The sequence below is a fragment of the Lysinibacillus pakistanensis genome (assembly GCF_030123245.1).
Lineage (GTDB): Bacteria > Bacillota > Bacilli > Bacillales_A > Planococcaceae > Lysinibacillus > Lysinibacillus pakistanensis.
This window is the reverse complement of the sequence record NZ_CP126101.1, coordinates 2,929,016-2,947,092: the sequence shown is the minus strand read 5'-3', so window position 1 is coordinate 2,947,092 and position 18,077 is coordinate 2,929,016. Positions and strand designations below refer to the sequence as shown.

The 18,077-nt window shown below is 36.4% G+C and carries 18 protein-coding genes and 1 riboswitch; of the genes, 12 read left to right on the top strand and 6 right to left on the bottom strand.

All coding sequences use genetic code 11. From position 1 onward, the window contains the following. The first annotated feature begins 389 nt into the window (after positions 1-389). Both QNH24_RS14555 and QNH24_RS14550 read left to right on the top strand, forming a co-directional pair. The gene (locus tag QNH24_RS14555) at positions 390-824 is read left to right on the top strand and encodes a MarR family winged helix-turn-helix transcriptional regulator (RefSeq protein WP_283868294.1); all 435 of its coding nucleotides are present in this window, start codon (positions 390-392) and stop codon (positions 822-824) included. A gap of 138 nt (positions 825-962) precedes the next feature. After that, positions 963-1,736, top strand: a complete 774-nt coding sequence (locus QNH24_RS14550; RefSeq protein WP_283868293.1) for an IclR family transcriptional regulator — start codon at positions 963-965, stop codon at positions 1,734-1,736. 51 nt (positions 1,737-1,787) lie between these two features. On the opposite strand, the gene QNH24_RS14545 is transcribed toward QNH24_RS14550, so the two are convergent. Continuing rightward, positions 1,788-2,972 carry an aminotransferase class V-fold PLP-dependent enzyme gene (locus QNH24_RS14545; protein ID WP_283868292.1) on the bottom strand — a complete coding sequence of 395 codons (1,185 nt, stop codon included), beginning with the start codon at positions 2,970-2,972 and terminating at the stop codon, positions 1,788-1,790. Between the two features lie 13 nt (positions 2,973-2,985). Then, positions 2,986-4,074: a M24 family metallopeptidase gene (locus QNH24_RS14540; protein ID WP_283868291.1), complete on the bottom strand. Its 1,089-nt coding sequence runs from the start codon at positions 4,072-4,074 to the stop codon at positions 2,986-2,988. Between the two features lie 356 nt (positions 4,075-4,430). Here QNH24_RS14540 and QNH24_RS14535 point away from each other — a divergent pair, with 356 nt between their 5' ends. From QNH24_RS14535 to lepB, 3 genes are all read left to right on the top strand, one after another. Beyond that, on the top strand, positions 4,431-5,363 hold the full coding sequence (locus tag QNH24_RS14535; protein WP_283868290.1) for an LCP family glycopolymer transferase: 933 nt from the start codon (positions 4,431-4,433) through the stop codon (positions 5,361-5,363). A 1,052-nt stretch (positions 5,364-6,415) separates the two neighbouring features. After that, positions 6,416-6,523 (top strand): transcriptional regulator, encoded by a 108-nt coding sequence (locus QNH24_RS14530; protein WP_283868289.1) that lies wholly within the window; start codon positions 6,416-6,418, stop codon positions 6,521-6,523. A 144-nt stretch (positions 6,524-6,667) separates the two neighbouring features. Then, positions 6,668-7,228, top strand: coding sequence for a signal peptidase I (gene lepB / locus QNH24_RS14525; protein WP_283868288.1), 561 nt, complete (start codon positions 6,668-6,670; stop codon positions 7,226-7,228). A gap of 94 nt (positions 7,229-7,322) precedes the next feature. Here the strand turns inward: lepB and QNH24_RS14520 are convergent, their stop codons facing one another. Continuing rightward, a complete protein-coding gene (locus QNH24_RS14520) occupies positions 7,323-7,529 on the bottom strand; it encodes a hypothetical protein (protein ID WP_283868287.1) in 207 nt (68 codons plus the stop codon). A 224-nt stretch (positions 7,530-7,753) separates the two neighbouring features. Continuing rightward, positions 7,754-7,853: riboswitch (purine riboswitch) on the top strand. Positions 7,854-7,928: 75 nt separating this feature from the next. Here QNH24_RS14520 and QNH24_RS14515 point away from each other — a divergent pair. From QNH24_RS14515 to QNH24_RS14505, 3 genes are all read left to right on the top strand, one after another. Next, positions 7,929-9,119 (top strand): MFS transporter, encoded by a 1,191-nt coding sequence (locus QNH24_RS14515; RefSeq protein ID WP_283868286.1) that lies wholly within the window; start codon positions 7,929-7,931, stop codon positions 9,117-9,119. A 108-nt stretch (positions 9,120-9,227) separates the two neighbouring features. Continuing rightward, positions 9,228-9,512, top strand: coding sequence for a hypothetical protein (locus QNH24_RS14510; RefSeq protein ID WP_054772440.1), 285 nt, complete (start codon positions 9,228-9,230; stop codon positions 9,510-9,512). Between the two features lie 477 nt (positions 9,513-9,989). Further along, a complete protein-coding gene (locus QNH24_RS14505) occupies positions 9,990-12,596 on the top strand; it encodes a cation-translocating P-type ATPase (protein WP_283868285.1) in 2,607 nt (868 codons plus the stop codon). A 244-nt stretch (positions 12,597-12,840) separates the two neighbouring features. Here QNH24_RS14505 and QNH24_RS14500 read toward each other — a convergent pair whose 3' ends face one another. The 3 genes from QNH24_RS14500 to QNH24_RS14490 form a co-directional block, all read right to left on the bottom strand. Beyond that, the gene (locus QNH24_RS14500) at positions 12,841-13,329 is read right to left on the bottom strand and encodes a DUF3231 family protein (RefSeq protein ID WP_283868284.1); all 489 of its coding nucleotides are present in this window, start codon (positions 13,327-13,329) and stop codon (positions 12,841-12,843) included. Between the two features lie 74 nt (positions 13,330-13,403). Continuing rightward, positions 13,404-13,700, bottom strand: coding sequence for a hypothetical protein (locus tag QNH24_RS14495; protein WP_283868283.1), 297 nt, complete (start codon positions 13,698-13,700; stop codon positions 13,404-13,406). Between the two features lie 118 nt (positions 13,701-13,818). Continuing rightward, a complete protein-coding gene (locus tag QNH24_RS14490; RefSeq protein WP_283872851.1) occupies positions 13,819-14,484 on the bottom strand; it encodes a cupin domain-containing protein in 666 nt (221 codons plus the stop codon). A 335-nt stretch (positions 14,485-14,819) separates the two neighbouring features. On the opposite strand from QNH24_RS14490, the gene QNH24_RS14485 reads away from it, so the two are divergent. The 4 genes from QNH24_RS14485 to QNH24_RS14470 are packed head-to-tail and all read left to right on the top strand — an operon-like array spanning position 14,820 to position 17,001. Further along, entirely contained in the window at positions 14,820-15,041 is a 222-nt protein-coding gene (locus QNH24_RS14485) for a transcriptional regulator (protein ID WP_283868282.1), read from the top strand. Beyond that, positions 15,038-16,297 (top strand): Y-family DNA polymerase, encoded by a 1,260-nt coding sequence (locus QNH24_RS14480; protein WP_283868281.1) that lies wholly within the window; start codon positions 15,038-15,040, stop codon positions 16,295-16,297. Before QNH24_RS14485 ends, QNH24_RS14480 begins: the two co-directional genes overlap by 4 nt. A gap of 13 nt (positions 16,298-16,310) precedes the next feature. Continuing rightward, the gene (locus tag QNH24_RS14475) at positions 16,311-16,646 is read left to right on the top strand and encodes a YolD-like family protein (protein ID WP_283868280.1); all 336 of its coding nucleotides are present in this window, start codon (positions 16,311-16,313) and stop codon (positions 16,644-16,646) included. Beyond that, positions 16,639-17,001 carry a YhjD family protein gene (locus QNH24_RS14470; protein WP_054772439.1) on the top strand — a complete coding sequence of 121 codons (363 nt, stop codon included), beginning with the start codon at positions 16,639-16,641 and terminating at the stop codon, positions 16,999-17,001. The genes QNH24_RS14475 and QNH24_RS14470 overlap by 8 nt, the downstream gene beginning before the upstream one ends. Positions 17,002-18,077: the final 1,076 nt, after the last annotated feature.

The window sequence follows — 18,077 nt, the reverse complement described above, 5'->3', positions numbered from 1 at the left end:
TTTTTTATTCAATGTAAAACAGCATTCCCTATTTAAAAGAAACAAAATGTTATTAACTATGCATCTGGTGCTGGCTTACAAGGGCATGAAACACAGTCGGCTTATACGGGGTCTGTCTTGCGTTGCAGCAAATGAATGGGGACGTTTTGATATTAATGTAAATAGTATTAGTCCACTTGCATTCACCAGGTTTACAAGCATAGGCAAAAGCACAACCCAAGTATTATGGAGCTGTTAGAAGTAAAATCCCGCTAGGTTGCTTCGGTGATGTTGAATAAGATATTGGTCGTGTAGCTGTTTTGATGCGCAATATATCACTGGCCAAACCATTATGGGGTGGGGGTTTAGTGATGCTTCACTAATTACTTGGGGCTTCGAGGAGGATTTTTTTGAAACAAACAAATATTTTTAAACTCATTCATATGATTGAGCAAATGAACAATGCTAATATTATTCGTTTTACAAAATCATTTCCCTATCCATTAGGGATTTCACCAATTCTAGTTTTAAATGAGCTTCAGACAAAAGGACCTCAAAAACAAGCTGAATTAGCAGAAACGATTGGCTATACAAAAGGAGCAATGACGAATATTGCTGAAAAATTAGTCAAGCTCGGTTTGGCCGAACGATTATATGATCCATCTGATCGCCGTACAATTCGCTTACAAATTACAACAGAAGGTGAAAAAGCCTTATCAAAAGCCCAATCCATTGGACAAGAAGTTTTTATACAGCTTTTTGAAGTATTGAATGAGGAAGAGATTGCACACTATTTACTGATTCAAGAAAAATTAGTGCAAGGAATACAAGACAAAAATATATAGATATAGGAGTCGCTTCATTATGAGGTGGCTTTCTTTATTGTAAAATATATACATAATTTAGCTCGCAGGATTGAAAATTATGTAGATACATTTTATAATTGAATTGTGGTTCTAATATAGAGACATTCGAGGTGAAAAATGGCATTAAAAACATTAGATAATTCATTAGAAGTGTTAAAATATTTTAGTAAAGAGAATCCAGCATGGGGCGTGCGTGAATTAGCAAAAGAAATGAATATAAGCCATTCTATCATTTACAGGATTTTAGCTACCTTTGAAAATCATGGCTTTTTAAACCAGAACCCTGAGACCAAAAAATATGAATTAGGACTGCGTTTTTTAGAATATGGGCAAATGGTAAAAGAAAAATTGAATCTTTCTGATTTTGTTTTACCAATCATGAAAAAACTATCTGAGGAAATAAAAGAATCCGTTTTTTTAACATGGCTTGACGGAGCAGATGGTGTAACGGTTGAAATTGCAGAAAGCTCGCAAACAATTAAGTTCTCTGTTTCAATGGGGACTCGTACACCGTTATACATAGGTGCTTCTTGTAAGACCATTATGGCTTACCTTCCAGAAGAGAAGCAGAAGGACATTATGAATAGTGGCATGAAAAAGTTAACAACTGAAACAATTACAGACCCTGAGGAACTGTTAATTGATTTAGACAAGATTCGAACGCAGGGCTGGTGCTTCACTACAGGAGAGTATGCTCATTCAGTATTTGGTCTCGGTGTACCACTATTTAATAATAAAGGTGAGATTATTGCTTCATTAACCATTGCTGGCCCTAATTATCGTAAACCAGTAGAGGAAAAGCTACCTGATATGGTCAAAGTGCTCCAATATGCAGCGATGAGTATCCAACGATATTTCGATCAATTTAGCTTTAAATTATATCATGAGTAATCCACAAAAGGCTCAGATGTTTTCTCTATGCTGAGCCCTTGCTTTTGTTAGTTATCGAAATTCTTTTATCAATGAAATGGCATCATCAATTTCCTTGAACGTATTAAAATAATGTGGCGAGAAACGAGCCATCTTATTGATGTTGTTACGTTCCATAATTGTATTTGCCATAAAGGTGCCTGCCTCAATAATAACTCCATGCTGTGCTAAATAATCGGTCACATCATCTGGTGAAATACCTTCAATATTAAAAGGGGTAATTGATAAACGGTTTGCTACTTGCTGGGGCCCATATATGATCATACCTTCTATAGATTGAAGCTGCTCTAGCAAATAAGTAGTTAGTCGCTTTACTTGCTGATGAATGGCATGAATGCCAATATCATTTGCATAATCGATAGCCGCACCTAATCCTAAAATACTAGGAATGACAGGGCATCCAGGTTCAAAGCGTTTGGCTGTTGCTACAAAAGAATAGTCATCGTTGCGATAGTCCCAATTGGTGCTTCCCCACCCAATCATAATCGGTGTTAGTGCTTGAATAAGCTCTTCACGAACATAAAGAATACCTGAGCCTTCTGGACCTCGGAGCCACTTTCGTCCACTGGTAAGTAAAAAATCACAGTCAAGATCTTTGACATCGATAGGAATCAAGCCCACTGTTTGGTTAGCATTGATTAATGTTAAAATATTCTTTTTCTTGGCTAGCTGACATATTTCCTTTGCCGGCTGAAGAGCACCTGAAGCATTAGACATATGTGCAAATGCAATCATTTTTGTTTTAGGTGTTATGAATTTTTCTAATTTTTCTAGATCCACCATATAGTTTAAGTTTGTTTTAAAAACCTTCAAATGAACTCCTTGTTGCTTAAGTGCAAGCCAAGGCACATAGTTACTTAGCATCTCTGTATCCAAAACAATGACTTCATCGCCTTTTTCCCATGGCAGACCACCTGAAACAAAATTAATAGCCATTGAACCGTTTGGGACAAAGGCAATTTCTTCTTTTTTTGCGCCTATAAATATTGCTGATTTTTCACGAACGATATCAATATTTTCATAAGTTTCCTGACGAAATGACGGCAAATAGGGGCCAATGCTAGCTTGTTTCTGTATATAGCTTGTCATGGCATCTACTACTGGCTGCGGCATTGCAGAAGCAGCAGCTGTATTAAGATAGATATATTTGTCCAGTAGCGGCATATCCTTTTGAATCTTTTTTATATCAATTGTCATGTCTATCCCAGCCTTATAAATTGATTAATTCTTTGGAAAACGTCATTAAATTTTCATAGCCATCTTCTGTGACGATTAAGTTATCCTCAATACGGACACCGCCCACATCCTTTACATATATCCCCGGCTCAATGGTAAAAGCCATGCCAGTTTTTAAAACTACCTTATTTTGCTGCATTAAATATGGTTCCTCATGAGCACTTAGTCCGACCCCATGACCTAGTCGATGAGTAAAAAACCTTCCATAGCCAGCATTTTGAATAATAGCTCTTGCAGTATCATCAATTTCATGAGCCGTTATTCCGGGTTTAATAGTCTCTATGGCAGCTTCATTTGCTTGCTTAACGATACTATAGATTTTTTCTAACGTTGGTGAAATTTCTCCTACTGCCACTGTTCTTGTTATATCCGCCACATAGCCTTTATAAATCGAGCCAAAATCTAAAACAATTAATTCACCAGCTTCAATTGTTTTCGTAGAGGCTCTACCATGTGGAAGTGCACCTCTATAGCCAGAGGCAACAATTGTCCCAAATGGTGTTCCTTCAGATCCACGACGTCTCATTTCATACTCTAATTGCGCAGCCACCTCCATTTCTGAAATCCCAGCTTTAATCATTGGTAATGTTGCTTTGAGACTTTCCTCTACAATGTTCACAGCTTGTCTCATTAATTGAATTTCGTTGCTATCTTTATTTATACGAAGTTCTCGAATCACTTCTCCTATATCATATAAATGCTCATATGTAAGTCCTTCAATTGTTCTTTGCTCTTTCACATGCATGGAATCGAATTCTACTCCCACAATACCCAATAAGCCTATTTGTTGCTTTAATTGCTGAAGCGCATGAAAAGGTCCTTCTTCATCTGAATAAGAGAAAGTAGCATTACTGTTTTGGGTATCCATTTTATTTAACTCTACTTGCGGCATTAAAAAATATAGTTTTTCGTCTTTCGTGATTATTGCTAAAGCTATGCGTTCACTTTGTTTTAAATGTAAGCCCGTAAAATAGTACATATTGGGTCCTGGAACCAATACAGCCATGTCGATAGAGCTTTTCTTCATAAGGGAGACTAATTTTTCTCTTCTTTTTGTATACATTGAAAATACCTCCTAAATGTTAGTAAAATCACTCAATATTGTTTCGTTTATAGAGACAATGTATCTATAAATTTTAAAAATAGTATATATCAACAATAATGAATTTTCAATTAATCAGAAAATTATTTCATGGTGATATGGTTTACAAAGATTTTTAAATCAGGCAGTAGGTATTTAACTTTTCAAAAGATTGGGTAGATAACTACCAATTAAGGAATAGATTGGCGTATAATTAGCAAATACTAGTGTACGTCTTTTTTTCGTCCAATATGCATATAAATAGACTATATTAACTTTTTTCCAACTTAAAACGTCAAAAAGAGGGGTAAACTTTTTTAGCAAGAAAGGACTTATGTATGGAAAAAAATATGAAGCGCTCTAAAGAGAAAAAGAGCAAGAAGAAAATATGGCTTTGGATATTAGGCAGCCTAGTAGCAATTTTTTTAATTTTTATAGGTACTGCTTATTATGCCATTCAGAAAACGATGAATAAAATAAATACACCCTTAATTGAATCAGCGGACAATGGGGGGATAGAGCAAAAAACAGTAACAAAAAAGGAACCATTCTCTGTATTACTGCTTGGAGTGGATGAGCGTAAAGATGATAGTGGACGTTCAGATACAATGATTGTTGTAACGGTTAATCCTGAAAAACAAACGATGAAAATGCTTAGTATACCACGAGATACACGGACGGAGATTATAGGTCATGATTCTGTTGACAAAATTAATCATGCCTATGCATTTGGGGGAGTTCCCATGGCAGTCGATACGGTAGAGCATTTTTTAGATATTCCAATTGATTATTATGTGTTTATTAATATGGATGGCTTCCTTCAAATCATTGATACGATTGGTGGCGTTACCATCGAAAATGACATGGATTTAACCTATAATTCCTATCATTTTCCAAAGGGAGATGTCACTTTAACAGGTGATGAGGCACTCATTTTTTCTCGCATTCGATATGAAGATCCGCGTGGTGATTTTGGTCGACAAATTCGTCAACGGCAAATTATTGAGGCAGTTATGAAAAAGGCTTCTTCCACATCATCTATACTAAAGGCTACAGATATGCTGGAAGTTGTCGGGGATAATGTCCGTATGAATTTCACCATGAAAGATTTAATTCAATTACAAAGTATTTATAAAAAAATGGATCGCAATATTGATCAGCTGTCATTTGAAGAGGGAGATGGCACAAAAATCAATCATATATGGTACTATATTCCAAATGATGCAGAGCTTCAAAAAATTCAAGCAGAGTTAAAAGAGCATTTAAAATAAACGGGAAGGAGGTTGAAAGGTTATTTTTTGAGTAATGTAGCTGTAAAAATTTGATCGTGAAGGGGAGGGAGATGAATGAATGGGAGGACCCAGGTGCTTAGGTATACAGCTCTCAATAATTGCATGCAAAGCTATGTACCTAAACGTAAGGCTCAAAAACATCCAATCAGATCTTCTATACAGCAGTTACAACTATTGTGCTTAAAAATCTTTATGTAAACATAAAAAATCATTCAGGTAGGGTGCATGCCTAGTTGAATGATTTTTTTCTTTTTTATCTTCGTTCAGCAGAAGACTCCATCTCTACAAGTGGTGGAATGAATGCGGTTTTGGTTCCTTTTTGGTGGGTGTCCAAACACCTACTGAAATAGAGGAACTCAGGCTAAGAACTTCACTTCCTGTGAAAACGCCTGAGTGACTAACATCATGTTGCTGCCGCTACGTTAGCACTACGCTTTCGCACAAAAAACATCATGTTGCTGCCGCTACGTTAGCACTACGCTTTCGCACAAAAAACATCATGTTGCTGCCGCTACGTTAGCACTACGCTTTCGCACAAAAAACATCATGTTGCTGCCGCTACGTTAGCACTACGCTTTCGCACAAAAAACATCATGTTGCTGCCGCTACGTTAGCACTACGCTTTCGCACAAAAAACATCATGTTGCTGCCGCTACGTTAGCACTACGCTTTCGCACGAAAAACATCATGTTGCTGCCGCTGCGTTAGCACTACGCTTTCGCACGAAAAACATCTGTTGGCCCAAAGCTCCCGGCGGATGTCACGGATTTTCAAAGGAATGAATAAAAGGATGTTAGCCTAAAACCTTCGCATCCTGCGAAAACGGCTAACTGACCTGCCTCGGTGCTGCTGTCGCTACGCTTTCGCGCAAAAAACATCTGCAGGCCTGGGCACAATTCAAAATCCGGACGCATTGTTTATCTGTAGCGAAGCAAAGTGGCAGCTACAATTACGCCAAGGCGAAATTGAATTGAAATGTCAGAAAATTTAGTGTATACTTTTATTTAGAAATGGTTAAGGGAGTGATTGTGATGATCATAGGCACAATTTTATTAGCAGTTGCATTACCTGTTGGTATTTTTTTAGCAGTAGACTTATTCAATGAACAACACCACTCTGCTACGCAAAGTAACCATTGATAATTAAAACAAATATGAATCAATCTAGGCAAAGTAAAAAAGGCTTTGTCTATTTTTTGTGGCTATGAAACAATTTATGTGAATCATTCGTCAATACACTTTAGAAAATGTTATACTATAAGAAAACAGTATCGGGGAATGAGTATGCAAGAGGAAAAAACAAATTTAAAAAAAGAAATACTATCCTATCTTAAAATTATTGTGATTACAGCTATTGTTGTATTAGGCTGTAAGCAATTTTTATTCGCACCGATTAAAGTGCAGGGTGCTTCGATGTATCCCACTTATCATGATAAGGATATCATTATTGTTAGTAAAACGAGTAAAATTGAACGCTTTGATCAAATTGTTTTTCAATCACCAACAGAGGACGAGTTATATATCAAACGGGTAATTGGTTTGCCTGGTGACACGGTTGAAATGAAGGATGATGTTCTCTATGTTAATGGTAAGGCCTATAAAGAGGATTATGTAAATCGTCAAACGGATGATCCGAATCAATTACGCATTACAGAAAATTTTTCCTTAGAGCAACTGGTCAATGAAAAAAAGGTGCCTGAGGGAATGTATTTTGTTCTTGGTGACAATCGCCTAAAAAGTTACGATAGCCGTCATTATGGTTTAATTTCTAAAGATGCCATTTACGGTGAAGCTAAGGTCACACTCTATCCGTTTAATCAATTCCATATTGGTTCAAAAAAATAAAGAATGCCTAAATAATAAATATGTAAAACTGAAAAGGCAGAAATATTGTTTTCAATCAATATTTCTGCCTTTTGCAATTTATTTTTTTGTCTTTTTAGTTATTTGATAGAGCCGTACATTCTTTATAAGTGGGATAATAGACACAAACCGTTGAATTTTCTACAGTTTCTTTGAGGGGAATTGGCTGTTTTCCTAGTTTAGAGGAAATGTTTGCTGGTTCATTGATTGCAAGCTCTTCTATTACTAGTTCAACGCCATAAAACAACACTAAGAAATAGCATACTAAACCTACTATACGCAAACAATCACCTCGCAATATTCTTTCTAGTATTATGTATGGTCAAATTTGAAAAAATATAAGCTAAATCTAAAATCTTTCTTCTGTAAATGGCATTTTTTATTGTAAGTTGCTAGCTACATGTACAGATAAATGGTATAAAATTCTATTTATAACCATTTTTGTATAGTGAATGTAAATTAGAATCCTAAAAAACTGTTGTCATGTAAAATTCAATATGCTAATATAGCTAGGGTAAATATTTGATCTGTATAACCTCAATAATATGGATTGAGGGTCTCTACCAGGAACCATAAAATCCTGACTACAAAAATTGTGCTTCATTTTTGTAGTCAGGATTTTTTTGTTTTTGTTAGCCTAGAATCCTCTACAGAAATGATATCTAATGGAAGGGTGATTACGATGAATTGGAGAGTTTACATTCTTGCTGCTACTACCTTTGCAGTAGGATTAGTGGAGTTAATTGTTGGTGGTATATTACCAAAAATTGCGGAGGATTTAAATGTGTCCTTAGCAACGGCAGGTCAATTAATTACCATTTTTGCGCTTGTCTATGCAATTTCAGCGCCTGTCCTTTTATCATTAACAGCAAAAGTGGAAAGGAAGCGTTTATATCTTATTTCTTTATTAATCTTCACTATTGGGAATATCATGACATTTTTTAGTACAACATTCCTGACAGTGATGGTTGCTAGAATTTTCACAGCGATGAGCACAGCGTTAGTGATTGTCTTATCCTTAACGATTACAACAAAGATTGTCGAACCAAGACATCGTGCGAAAGCATTGGGGCTTGTTTTTGTTGGTGTTAGTTCCGCACTTGTTATTGGTGTACCAATGGGCATTTTTGTGACAGAGGCATTTGGCTGGCGAGCTGTGTTCTTAGGAATTGCTCTTCTTTCAACGCTATCCATGATTCTTATTGCGTTGCTGCTTGAAAAAATGCCAGTGGTCGAAGTAGTCCCATTAAAGGCTCAAATTAAATCATTGGCTAATTTAAAAATCTTTAGTGCTCAACTAACTACACTTTTTATGCTGGCAGGTCATTATATGCTCTATGCATACCTCACACCGTTTTTAGTAGAAGCATTTCATATGAATGCTTCATGGATTAGTATTTGTTATCTAATCTTTGGAATCGCATCTGTCAGTGGGAATGCACTTGGTGGCTGGTTGAGTGATAAGATTGGTACTGGGAAAGCGATTATCATGGTTGTCTCAGCATTTGCGGTTGTATTATTTAGTATTCCTTATACAATTATTGCCTTACCACTGTTTCTAATTGTCACGGTTTTATGGGGGGCACTTAGCTGGGCACTTACTCCTCCGCTACAAAATTATTTAATACAAATTGATCCGAAAACATCTGATATTCAACAAAGCTTAAATACAGCCGCCTTACAGATTGGAATATCTTTAGGTTCTGCTGTTGGAGGAGCAATGTTTGCTGTAACGGGGTCTGTTATGCATTTATCTAGCTTTGGTGCCATTTTAGTTTTATGTGCATTAGGCTGTGCTATTTTCTCTTTAAAAAGAGCACCAGTTTCTCAAGAGCATGAGCTAGACATAACATCTGCTCAGCATCATTCATAGAAATTTTTATATATCTAGTTTTGGGGAAAATGACCAAAAAAGTCATTTGAAAAGAAGGACAATCATAGCTAGAGATAGAATGTAAGTGTAAGGGAGGTTGGTAAATATATGCAGATAGATTTAACAGAATTTAAAAATGTCAAAGTAGTTGCAACAATTGATCAGACGTTTTATCGAAATGTGGGTGCTATTGTTTTGTATGAAGAGGATTCACATACTTTATCTGTCCGCAAACTAAAAAGAAAAATCGCCAATCAATATATACCAACAGACGAACTCGAAAACTTTATGTTTGATTCTCAAGCTGATGCCATAAAGTTTACACATAAACTCACTAGAATGAGTGCACTTGATTATTTACTAGTGGCGAATAAAGAGAAGCAGTTAAAATAATGTCCTTTGGGAGAATCTATGCATGTGATTGAGGCATTTGGAGTAGCCATATTCCAAATGCCTTTTTTGTATGGATACGATATTCATGGCGAATATTAGTTGACTACTGCTCAAATTGTTATGGCGTATCGTTCAGCTATCAAATAAATAATTAATTTCTCTATTGATTATTATCATACTGGAATAGGACAAGGAATAGATTGTTGTAGTTAAAGTATTTTAGGGGCTCAAGGAGATAGAGATCCGGCTAATGTAATACTATTTTTTGATATTAGTTGAAAGAAAACTACTGATGAGAATCTAAATCTTATTAGCTTTAAGAGGAAACGCCAAAAAACAAAAATTTTACCTATTAAAAGGGATAGAGCCACTAATAAACTATTCTCCTGAATTGCTAGTCAGTGAGAGGGGATTTAGCATAATAAGCTTTAAAAAGGGTACGGCTCGTCTAATCATTTCAAATGGAGGGGGAATCGAATGTCAGAGTATCATCAACAGTCATCAGCTGAAGTTATGAAAACATTGAATGTAACAGAACAAGGATTGAGTGATTATGACGTTCAAAAGAGACAGGAAGTTTATGGCTATAATGTATTGGAGGAAGGGAAAAAGACAAGTACTATAGCCGTTTTCCTTGGTCAGTTTAAAGATTTATTAGTGATTATTTTAATCATTGCTGCATTCGTTTCTTTTTTATTAGGGGAAGTAGAAAGTACAATTGTTATCATGGTTGTTGTTATTTTAAATTCAATTCTAGGCACTGTACAACATGTCAAGGCTGAACAATCTTTGGATAACTTAAAAGCATTAACCTCTCCAATTGCCAAAGTTATGCGCAATAATCAGCTAATAGAGATTTCTTCGGAAGATATAGTCGTTGGTGATCTTCTGTATTTGGAGGCTGGTGATTATATCAATGCAGATGGGCGATTATTAGAAAGCCATAATTTGCATATCAATGAAAGCTCTTTAACGGGTGAATCCATTGCTGTGGCCAAACATATCGATCCAATCAGGGATAGCAATGTCACAGTGGCTGATAAAAAAAATATGGTGTACTCTGGAAGCTTTGTGACCAATGGGCGTGGTATTGTCATGGTTACAGCGATTGGCATGCAAACTGAAATCGGTAAAATTGCCAATCTATTAGATACGGCGAAAGAAAAGAAGACACCTCTACAAATAAGTTTAGATCAATTTGGAGAAAAATTAGCTTTAGGTATTACATTAATCTGTTTAGCCATTTTTATAATTGACCTGTTTCGTGGACGAGCACTAGTAGAATCGTTTATGTTTGCTGTATCGCTTGCAGTTGCAGCAATTCCAGAGGCTTTAAGTTCAATTGTTACCATCGTATTGGCTTTTGGTACGCAAAAAATGGCTAAGGAAAATGCTATTATACGAAAGCTCTATGCCGTTGAAAGCTTGGGAAGTGTATCCGTTATTTGTTCGGATAAAACCGGCACATTAACTGAAAATAAAATGGTGGTTCAAGAGGTCTATGTAGACCAAAAAGTGATTCCACATGATTGGCTACACACAACGAATACAGTCGAGAAAGATTTAATTATCAAGGGATTACTATGTAATGATGCGGTGGAAAGAAATCGAAAGGAAATAGGTGACCCTACTGAAATTGCTCTTGTGAAATTGGGGAAGCAATATGGCTTTGATGAAGCCATTATTAGGGAACGTTATCCAAGAATAGCGGAAATTCCTTTTGATTCAGATAGAAAGCTGATGAGTACTGTAAATAGGATGGATCAGCAATCAATTATGATAACCAAAGGAGCAGTAGATGTTCTTTTACCTAAAGTCGTAAAAATTCAAACATCTGCAGGAATTCTTGATATGAAACCGCACCATCGTCAAAAAATTGAAGCAGCGAATCGTGATTTCTCTATGAATGGGCTAAGGGTACTAGCCATTGCCTATAAGGAGGTAAGGGATAGACAAGCTATCAATGTCAGAGCTGAACGAGATTTAATCTTTGTGGGGCTTGTCGCTATGATGGATCCACCAAGAAAAGAATCCAAAGATGCTGTTGAAAATTGTATAAAGGCTGGTATAAAGCCAGTAATGATTACTGGGGATCATAAAATAACGGCGACTTCTATCGCCACGCAAATTGGCATTTTAAAAGATCCTTCAGAGGCGATTGAGGGGCATGAAATTGCAAGTTTAACAGATCAACAACTGCAGGAAAAGGTGAAAGATTTTTCAGTTTATGCACGTGTCACACCAGAGCAAAAAATTCGCATTGTAAAAGCATGGCAAGATTCAGGGAAGGTCGTTGCCATGACTGGAGATGGCGTTAATGATGGTCCTGCCCTAAAGCAAGCCGATATTGGTGTGGCGATGGGCATTACAGGCACAGAAGTAGCTAAAGATGCCTCCTCAATGATTTTAACCGATGATAATTTTTCAACGATTGTCAAGGCTATTGCAAATGGCAGAAGTATTTATACGAATATTAAAAACGCTATTTTGTTCTTATTATCGGGGAATGCAGGTGCCATTTTTGTTGTGTTATATGCCACTATTTTAGGCTTACCAGTGCCCTTTGCACCTGTGCATCTCTTGTTTATTAACTTGTTGACGGATAGCTTACCGGCTATTGCAATTGGTCTAGAGCCAAATAACAAAAAAACAATGAAGGACAAGCCTCGGGATATCCATCAACCGTTATTGAATAAAGTATTTACCACGCAGGTGGTGCTTGAAGGGATATTAATTGCCATCTCGACCATTATTGCCTTTGAAATTGGATTGTCAACGGGTGATACTTTAACTGCGAGCACGATGGCATTTACTACATTATGTTTATCACGATTAGTTCATGGTTTTAACTCTAGATCAAAAGAATCTATTTTTACCATTGGCGTATTTTCTAATAAATATACTTGGGTGGCATTTTTTATTGGCTTTTTAAGCTTACATGCCGTATTATTTATGCCAATGCTTACAGGCGTTTTTGAGGTTGCTACATTAAGTTTGGCACAATTAGGTTTTATTTATAGTCTGTCTGTTCTACCATTCCTTGTTAATCAGTGGTATAAGCTATTTTTTGTGAGAACTAGATAATAGGTGATAAAAGAAAATGATCAAGGAATTCAAAATGAGGGTGATTTTTGTTCGAGGCTAATCGCTTTGCTGCTACCGCTTCGCTTTCGTGCAAAAACATCTGTTGCCCAAGCAGCTCATCGGACGCCCCCGGAAAAGCACTTAGTCAGAGCAGAGATCAATTTCGTCATGCCTTGACTTTTGTGGACATAATAGTTTTTCAACAGCATGACAAGCTCTCGTTTTTTTGAAACGAGAGCTTGTTTTATCTATTTGCTGCTGGAGCTAGTAACCAACCTTTGTCCTTGCTTAACTGTATGAGCTTAGCACCTAATATAGCATATCTCATATGAAGCTCCCTATATTTTGACACGTATTTCTTTTTTACAGCTTTTTCAAAGGATTGGCTAACTGAAATAAATGAGGAAGCAATATTCATCGATAGGATGGCACTGATTTCAGTATCATTGATGGCCGTTTTCCCTCGTATATCTCCCATTTTTAATTTTTTATATTCAATAGATGCAGAAGGAGCGAGCACACCATTGTCCTTTAATAAAGCTTGTAGTTGCTTATTTTCCTCCTTTAAACATTGAATAAATTCTACGATAATCACCTTCAGATTTTTATCGACAACATGTTTAAAAAATGCATGATTGGACGCTATATAGCTATTATTAACACCAAGCTGTGTCCAAATATGAAAAATTTCCTTAAAACGTAATGACTCTAAATTATTATTTACCAATTCCATAATTACACTTCCTAATCCTCATCGCATTTGTTTAAAATTAGGATGTGTTTCAAATTGATATTTTAATCATTTATTTACATTGAAGGGTTATTTTTCTTCTTATTTTTATAGCTATTAATGGTTGTTTTCAATGCGGCAAAGTTTCCAATTGCTGCATACCCATAAAAAAAGCCCATAAATACGCCTGCAAGAAGACTATGTCGATGGCTTATGAAGATAGAAATAATCAAGCCGATAGTAAGGGCAATTGCTGGAACATATTTAGGCTGAACATGCATAAATACCTTAATTAGCTGTGTAATAAGTAAAACGGCTGGAACGGCTATCACAGCATCCCAAAAATTTGTATGGATCAGTGGAAATAATTCCATTCTCTACACCTCATTTAGTAAAAACAAAGCGACTTTTATATATAAGATTTCCTTTTTATTTATTTTTATGCGACAGAATGTGTAAAGTTGGTATCCTTGAGTGCTCCTACTTTATTGTTTAGTAATAGGAGCCATATGGATACATATATGGGCTACGGTGTGGGCATGAATACGGATTTGTATACTGTGGATATTGATACTTGTGTTTATGATGATGAGAATCTTTTGGTTTATCAGAAGCTGATTTTACACGATTACAATCTTTGGCTGGTCCAATATATGTTGATGGTACAACCGGTGCTATAGCTTTTTTCCACCGATTTTCATCTAAGCAATAAGTGTGAGCCATAATATTAGAAGGTGTAAATCTTAATATATCTGAGCCTAAAATAACCTCAGGGGTTGGGGCATCAAAAATAGCTAGTAAATGCGTGTCATCCTCAGTAGCCACCTCATAATGCCACCAGCCCTGTGGTACATTTGCCACTTGACCTGGTTCTATAGGATAGTTTTGAAGTTTCTTGGTAAAAGGATTCAGTATAGATATGATAGCTGCACCAGCAATACAATAGATAAGCTCTCCTGCATTTTGATGATAATGTGGTTCAATCACATTGTCTTTACTTAGAAAAATATCAAGCAAGGACACATTTTCCAATGTATTTAATTGTTCTACTCCAAGAACATTTATATAATTTCGATTATCTTTTTTAAATAGCGTACTTTTATTGACATCAAAAGTGAACTGTGTAGACGGTGACGTATAATCAATTGTTGAACTAATAATGACATCCCTTCTAAATCAAAATGAAATACTCATCATAAGCATATGTACAAAGTTATTTTAGGCTTAAACAAAAGCCTATGTTTGGTTTCCGCGTTAAAAGATCAAATTAGCTAAAATTACCACTTCTAATTAAGAACGTACGTGCGTATAATGAAAAAACAAACACCTGTTCTGTGTTGGTTTTTGAGGAGGAAAGAAAAGGTGAAAGAATAGTTAATAAAGGTAATGTAGCGTCAACAAATAGCCAGTATGATGTGTATATCCCAATCTAATCTTATTGGTATATAGTGGTGAAATATTGAAATTACGAGAGGTAATGGGAGGGAATTACGATGAGAGAGCAACTGATTAAAGCCATGCAACGTAATCAATTAGTGAACATGATGTATGTAGCGAAAGATGGTTCCATTACAAAAAGGCGTGTAAAAGTCATTAAAATTGTTGGTGATTCATTTCAAGCATTTTGTTTTACCAGACATGCCAAACGTACTTTTTTGATCAGTAACGTTCTAGCCGTTATTCCTTTTGTTAGTAGGGGACGTGAAGTTGTATGAATTATGAGAGCATGCCCAACAGACCTATTATGTGTATCGATATGAAATGCTTTTACGCTAGTATCGTAGCGATGTTACATGGGCTAGATATTTTAAAAACTCCAGTTGCAGTAGTAGCAAATTTTGATCAACCAGGTAGCGTAGTGCTTGCTGCATCCCCCTTAATGAAAGAAAAATTTAGTATCAAAACTGGTAGTCGTCGTTATGAAATACCTAAACATCCTGACATTAGATTGTTTGAGCCTAAAATGGGTTTTTTTATTCAAATGTCGATGACGATTACAAAATTAATCTCTAATTACGTCCCAGTTGATGCTATACATGTGTATAGTGTAGACGAAAGCTTTGTTGATTTAACCGGCACTGAAAAGCTTTGGGGTTCACCTGAAGAAACGGCTAAGGAAATACAAAGGGCTATTCTTGACCAATTTAATATACCTAGTGCAGTAGGTATGGGACCAAATATGTTAATAGCCAAACTAGCTTTAGACCTTGAAGCAAAGAAAACAGGTTTTGCCAAATGGGCTTATGAGGATATTCCAAAGAAATTATGGCCTGTACGACCTCTATCCGAAATGTGGGGCATAGGAAAACGAATGGAAGCCAATCTAAATGCTATGGGTATACAAACAGTCGGTGGTTTGGCTAATACAAATCTAAAAGAATTAGAAAAGCACTTTGGTGTAATGGGCAATCAACTCTATCACCATGCATGGGGAATAGATCTATCCAAATTAGGGGAGCCGTTAATAACAAACGGAGCTTTAAGTTTTGGGAAGGGTCAAATGCTGATGAGGGATTATCACACACGAAAAGAAATCTCGGTAGTGCTCCTTGAAATGTGTGAGGACGTAATGAAGCGAATGCGGGATGCAGGTTATGTGGGTCGTACAATTAGTATTGGTCTTTCTTATAGTCGAAACGCCATGACCAAAGGGTTTCATCGGTCTAAAACAATTGCCGTACCAACAAGCGAAACACTTGTAATGTATAAAACCTGTCTTGAATTACTGGATAAACATTTTGCAGGTGAACCAGCTCGGCAGTTATCTGTTCGAATATCTAACCTGGAAAGAGAGCATAGTATCCAATTAGATTTATTCGATGATCGTAAGCCGCAGCGTCAAATAATCGGCCCTACAATGGATGCAATACGCAACAGGTTTGGAGCTACCTCAATATTAAGAGCCGTTTCTTTCACAAAGGCTGGTACAGCTATTAATCGAGATCGCTTAGTTGGTGGTCATTTGGCATAGGAGTGATTTATTAATGATACAAGACAGAGGTAATATTAAATGGGCATCGATGATGTTGCCGGAGCATTTAGAGCTTCTTAGAGAGTATAAACAACAAGGGCGTACAGAGCAGCCAAGAGAATTGACTGAGTGGGAACTGGAAGAACTACAAAAAACAATTGATCAAGCTTTTAATCAGCAACTGGACATAAAATTAGACGTGTGGAAGGACTGCAAAATCACACAATGGACTGGAATAATTAAATCGATGAATACTAATGAACTCATACTTGAAACACTACTTAAAACAAAAAGTATTCCAATCCAAAGTATTCAATCAGCTCAACTGGATGCTGATTACTATGATTAAAGCCGACGAAAGACAATTACTTCATAAGTATCTTTTGTTAGAGCTAGCAATTAAATCATTGCAGGTTGACTATTGTAAATTAGAGCAGTTTAAAATGAAAACGGTATTTCTTCCAATGATGGACTCATTGCTAAAGGATCTAAGGCAAGAATATTTTAACCTCAAACGAGAACTTGCACAAAAACGTATACGAGTAGTAGGTTGGCAGCCAGTAGATGAATACTTTAGTGACGTGCAAGTTGCTACTGCAGGTAATGATGTAGTACTCCGTTATGCTAATCAGGCTCTTAAATCACAGGTGGAAAAATTGTTGATTAATCATATAAGAAGTAGCTTTAGAATAAAGACTGATTAAAAAATTCTCTTTCCATATTTATCAACAAATGCAAAAAAACACTCCATTTTGAAAAAGATTGATCAAAATGGAGTTAGCACCCCATTAGCCATCCATATAGCATAAAAATCAGCACTTCACCACAGAAAATGAAAGATATTATGTTCTTTCATGGGAGTTTAAGATGAACTTATTAAACAATCCCGCTCTATTTTTGAAGGTCACAAAATAATTAAAAATGACGACTGCATACATACGTTTTTAATGAGTAAACTAATAAAGCACAAATTCAATAACGATTAGGTAATTTAGGTATATAAGGAATTGATTATTAAGAAAAGAAGGAGAGATACGAGATGTTCGATGAAGTTGCGTATTTTATTTTTAGAGCTCTATTAATTCTAACGGTTTTGGTTGTTGTGGTTGGAATTCCTCTTGGGGATACACTGATTAGAAAAAAATAAGACTGCATCTAAATGGATGCAGTCATAGTGTTGAAAAACTAAATGGTCAAGGATACCTTTGTGAATATTTAGTCAAAATGAAGATGATTTCCGTTCCAGGCTACTCGCTTTCCTGTGGGCGAGCGACGAGCCGCTTCCTGCGCTGACGCTCCGTGCAGGGTCTCGTCTGTCTCGCTATCCCACGGGAGTCGAGTAGCCTTGCACTCCAATCAGCAATAGTGTAGAACTTTAAATATTTTCTTCCCTCAAAAGTAAAATAAAAACATGTTACTCACCATCATTAAATGGATAGAATAGTGGTACAATTCTATAGCTGTCAACCTACATTCTATGCATAAAACTACTTTTTCACATTACATAAAAAGCCACTTATTACTGTCGCTCTGCATTCACATAGAAAAATGTTATCAAAGCTCCATTTTTGCACAATATAGTGATGGCTAAGACTTCAAATTTATCACTATTAATTTGTGTGAAATGCCAGAAGAAAATACTATGAGCAGTGGTTGATTGGAGTGTAGACTGAGTGACTCCTCGGGGATTCAGCGTCACAGATGAGACCCTGGAGCGAGTGAAGCGGCTCATCGGACGCCCCCAGGAAAGCACTCAGTCGGAACGGAGATCAACCCCTCG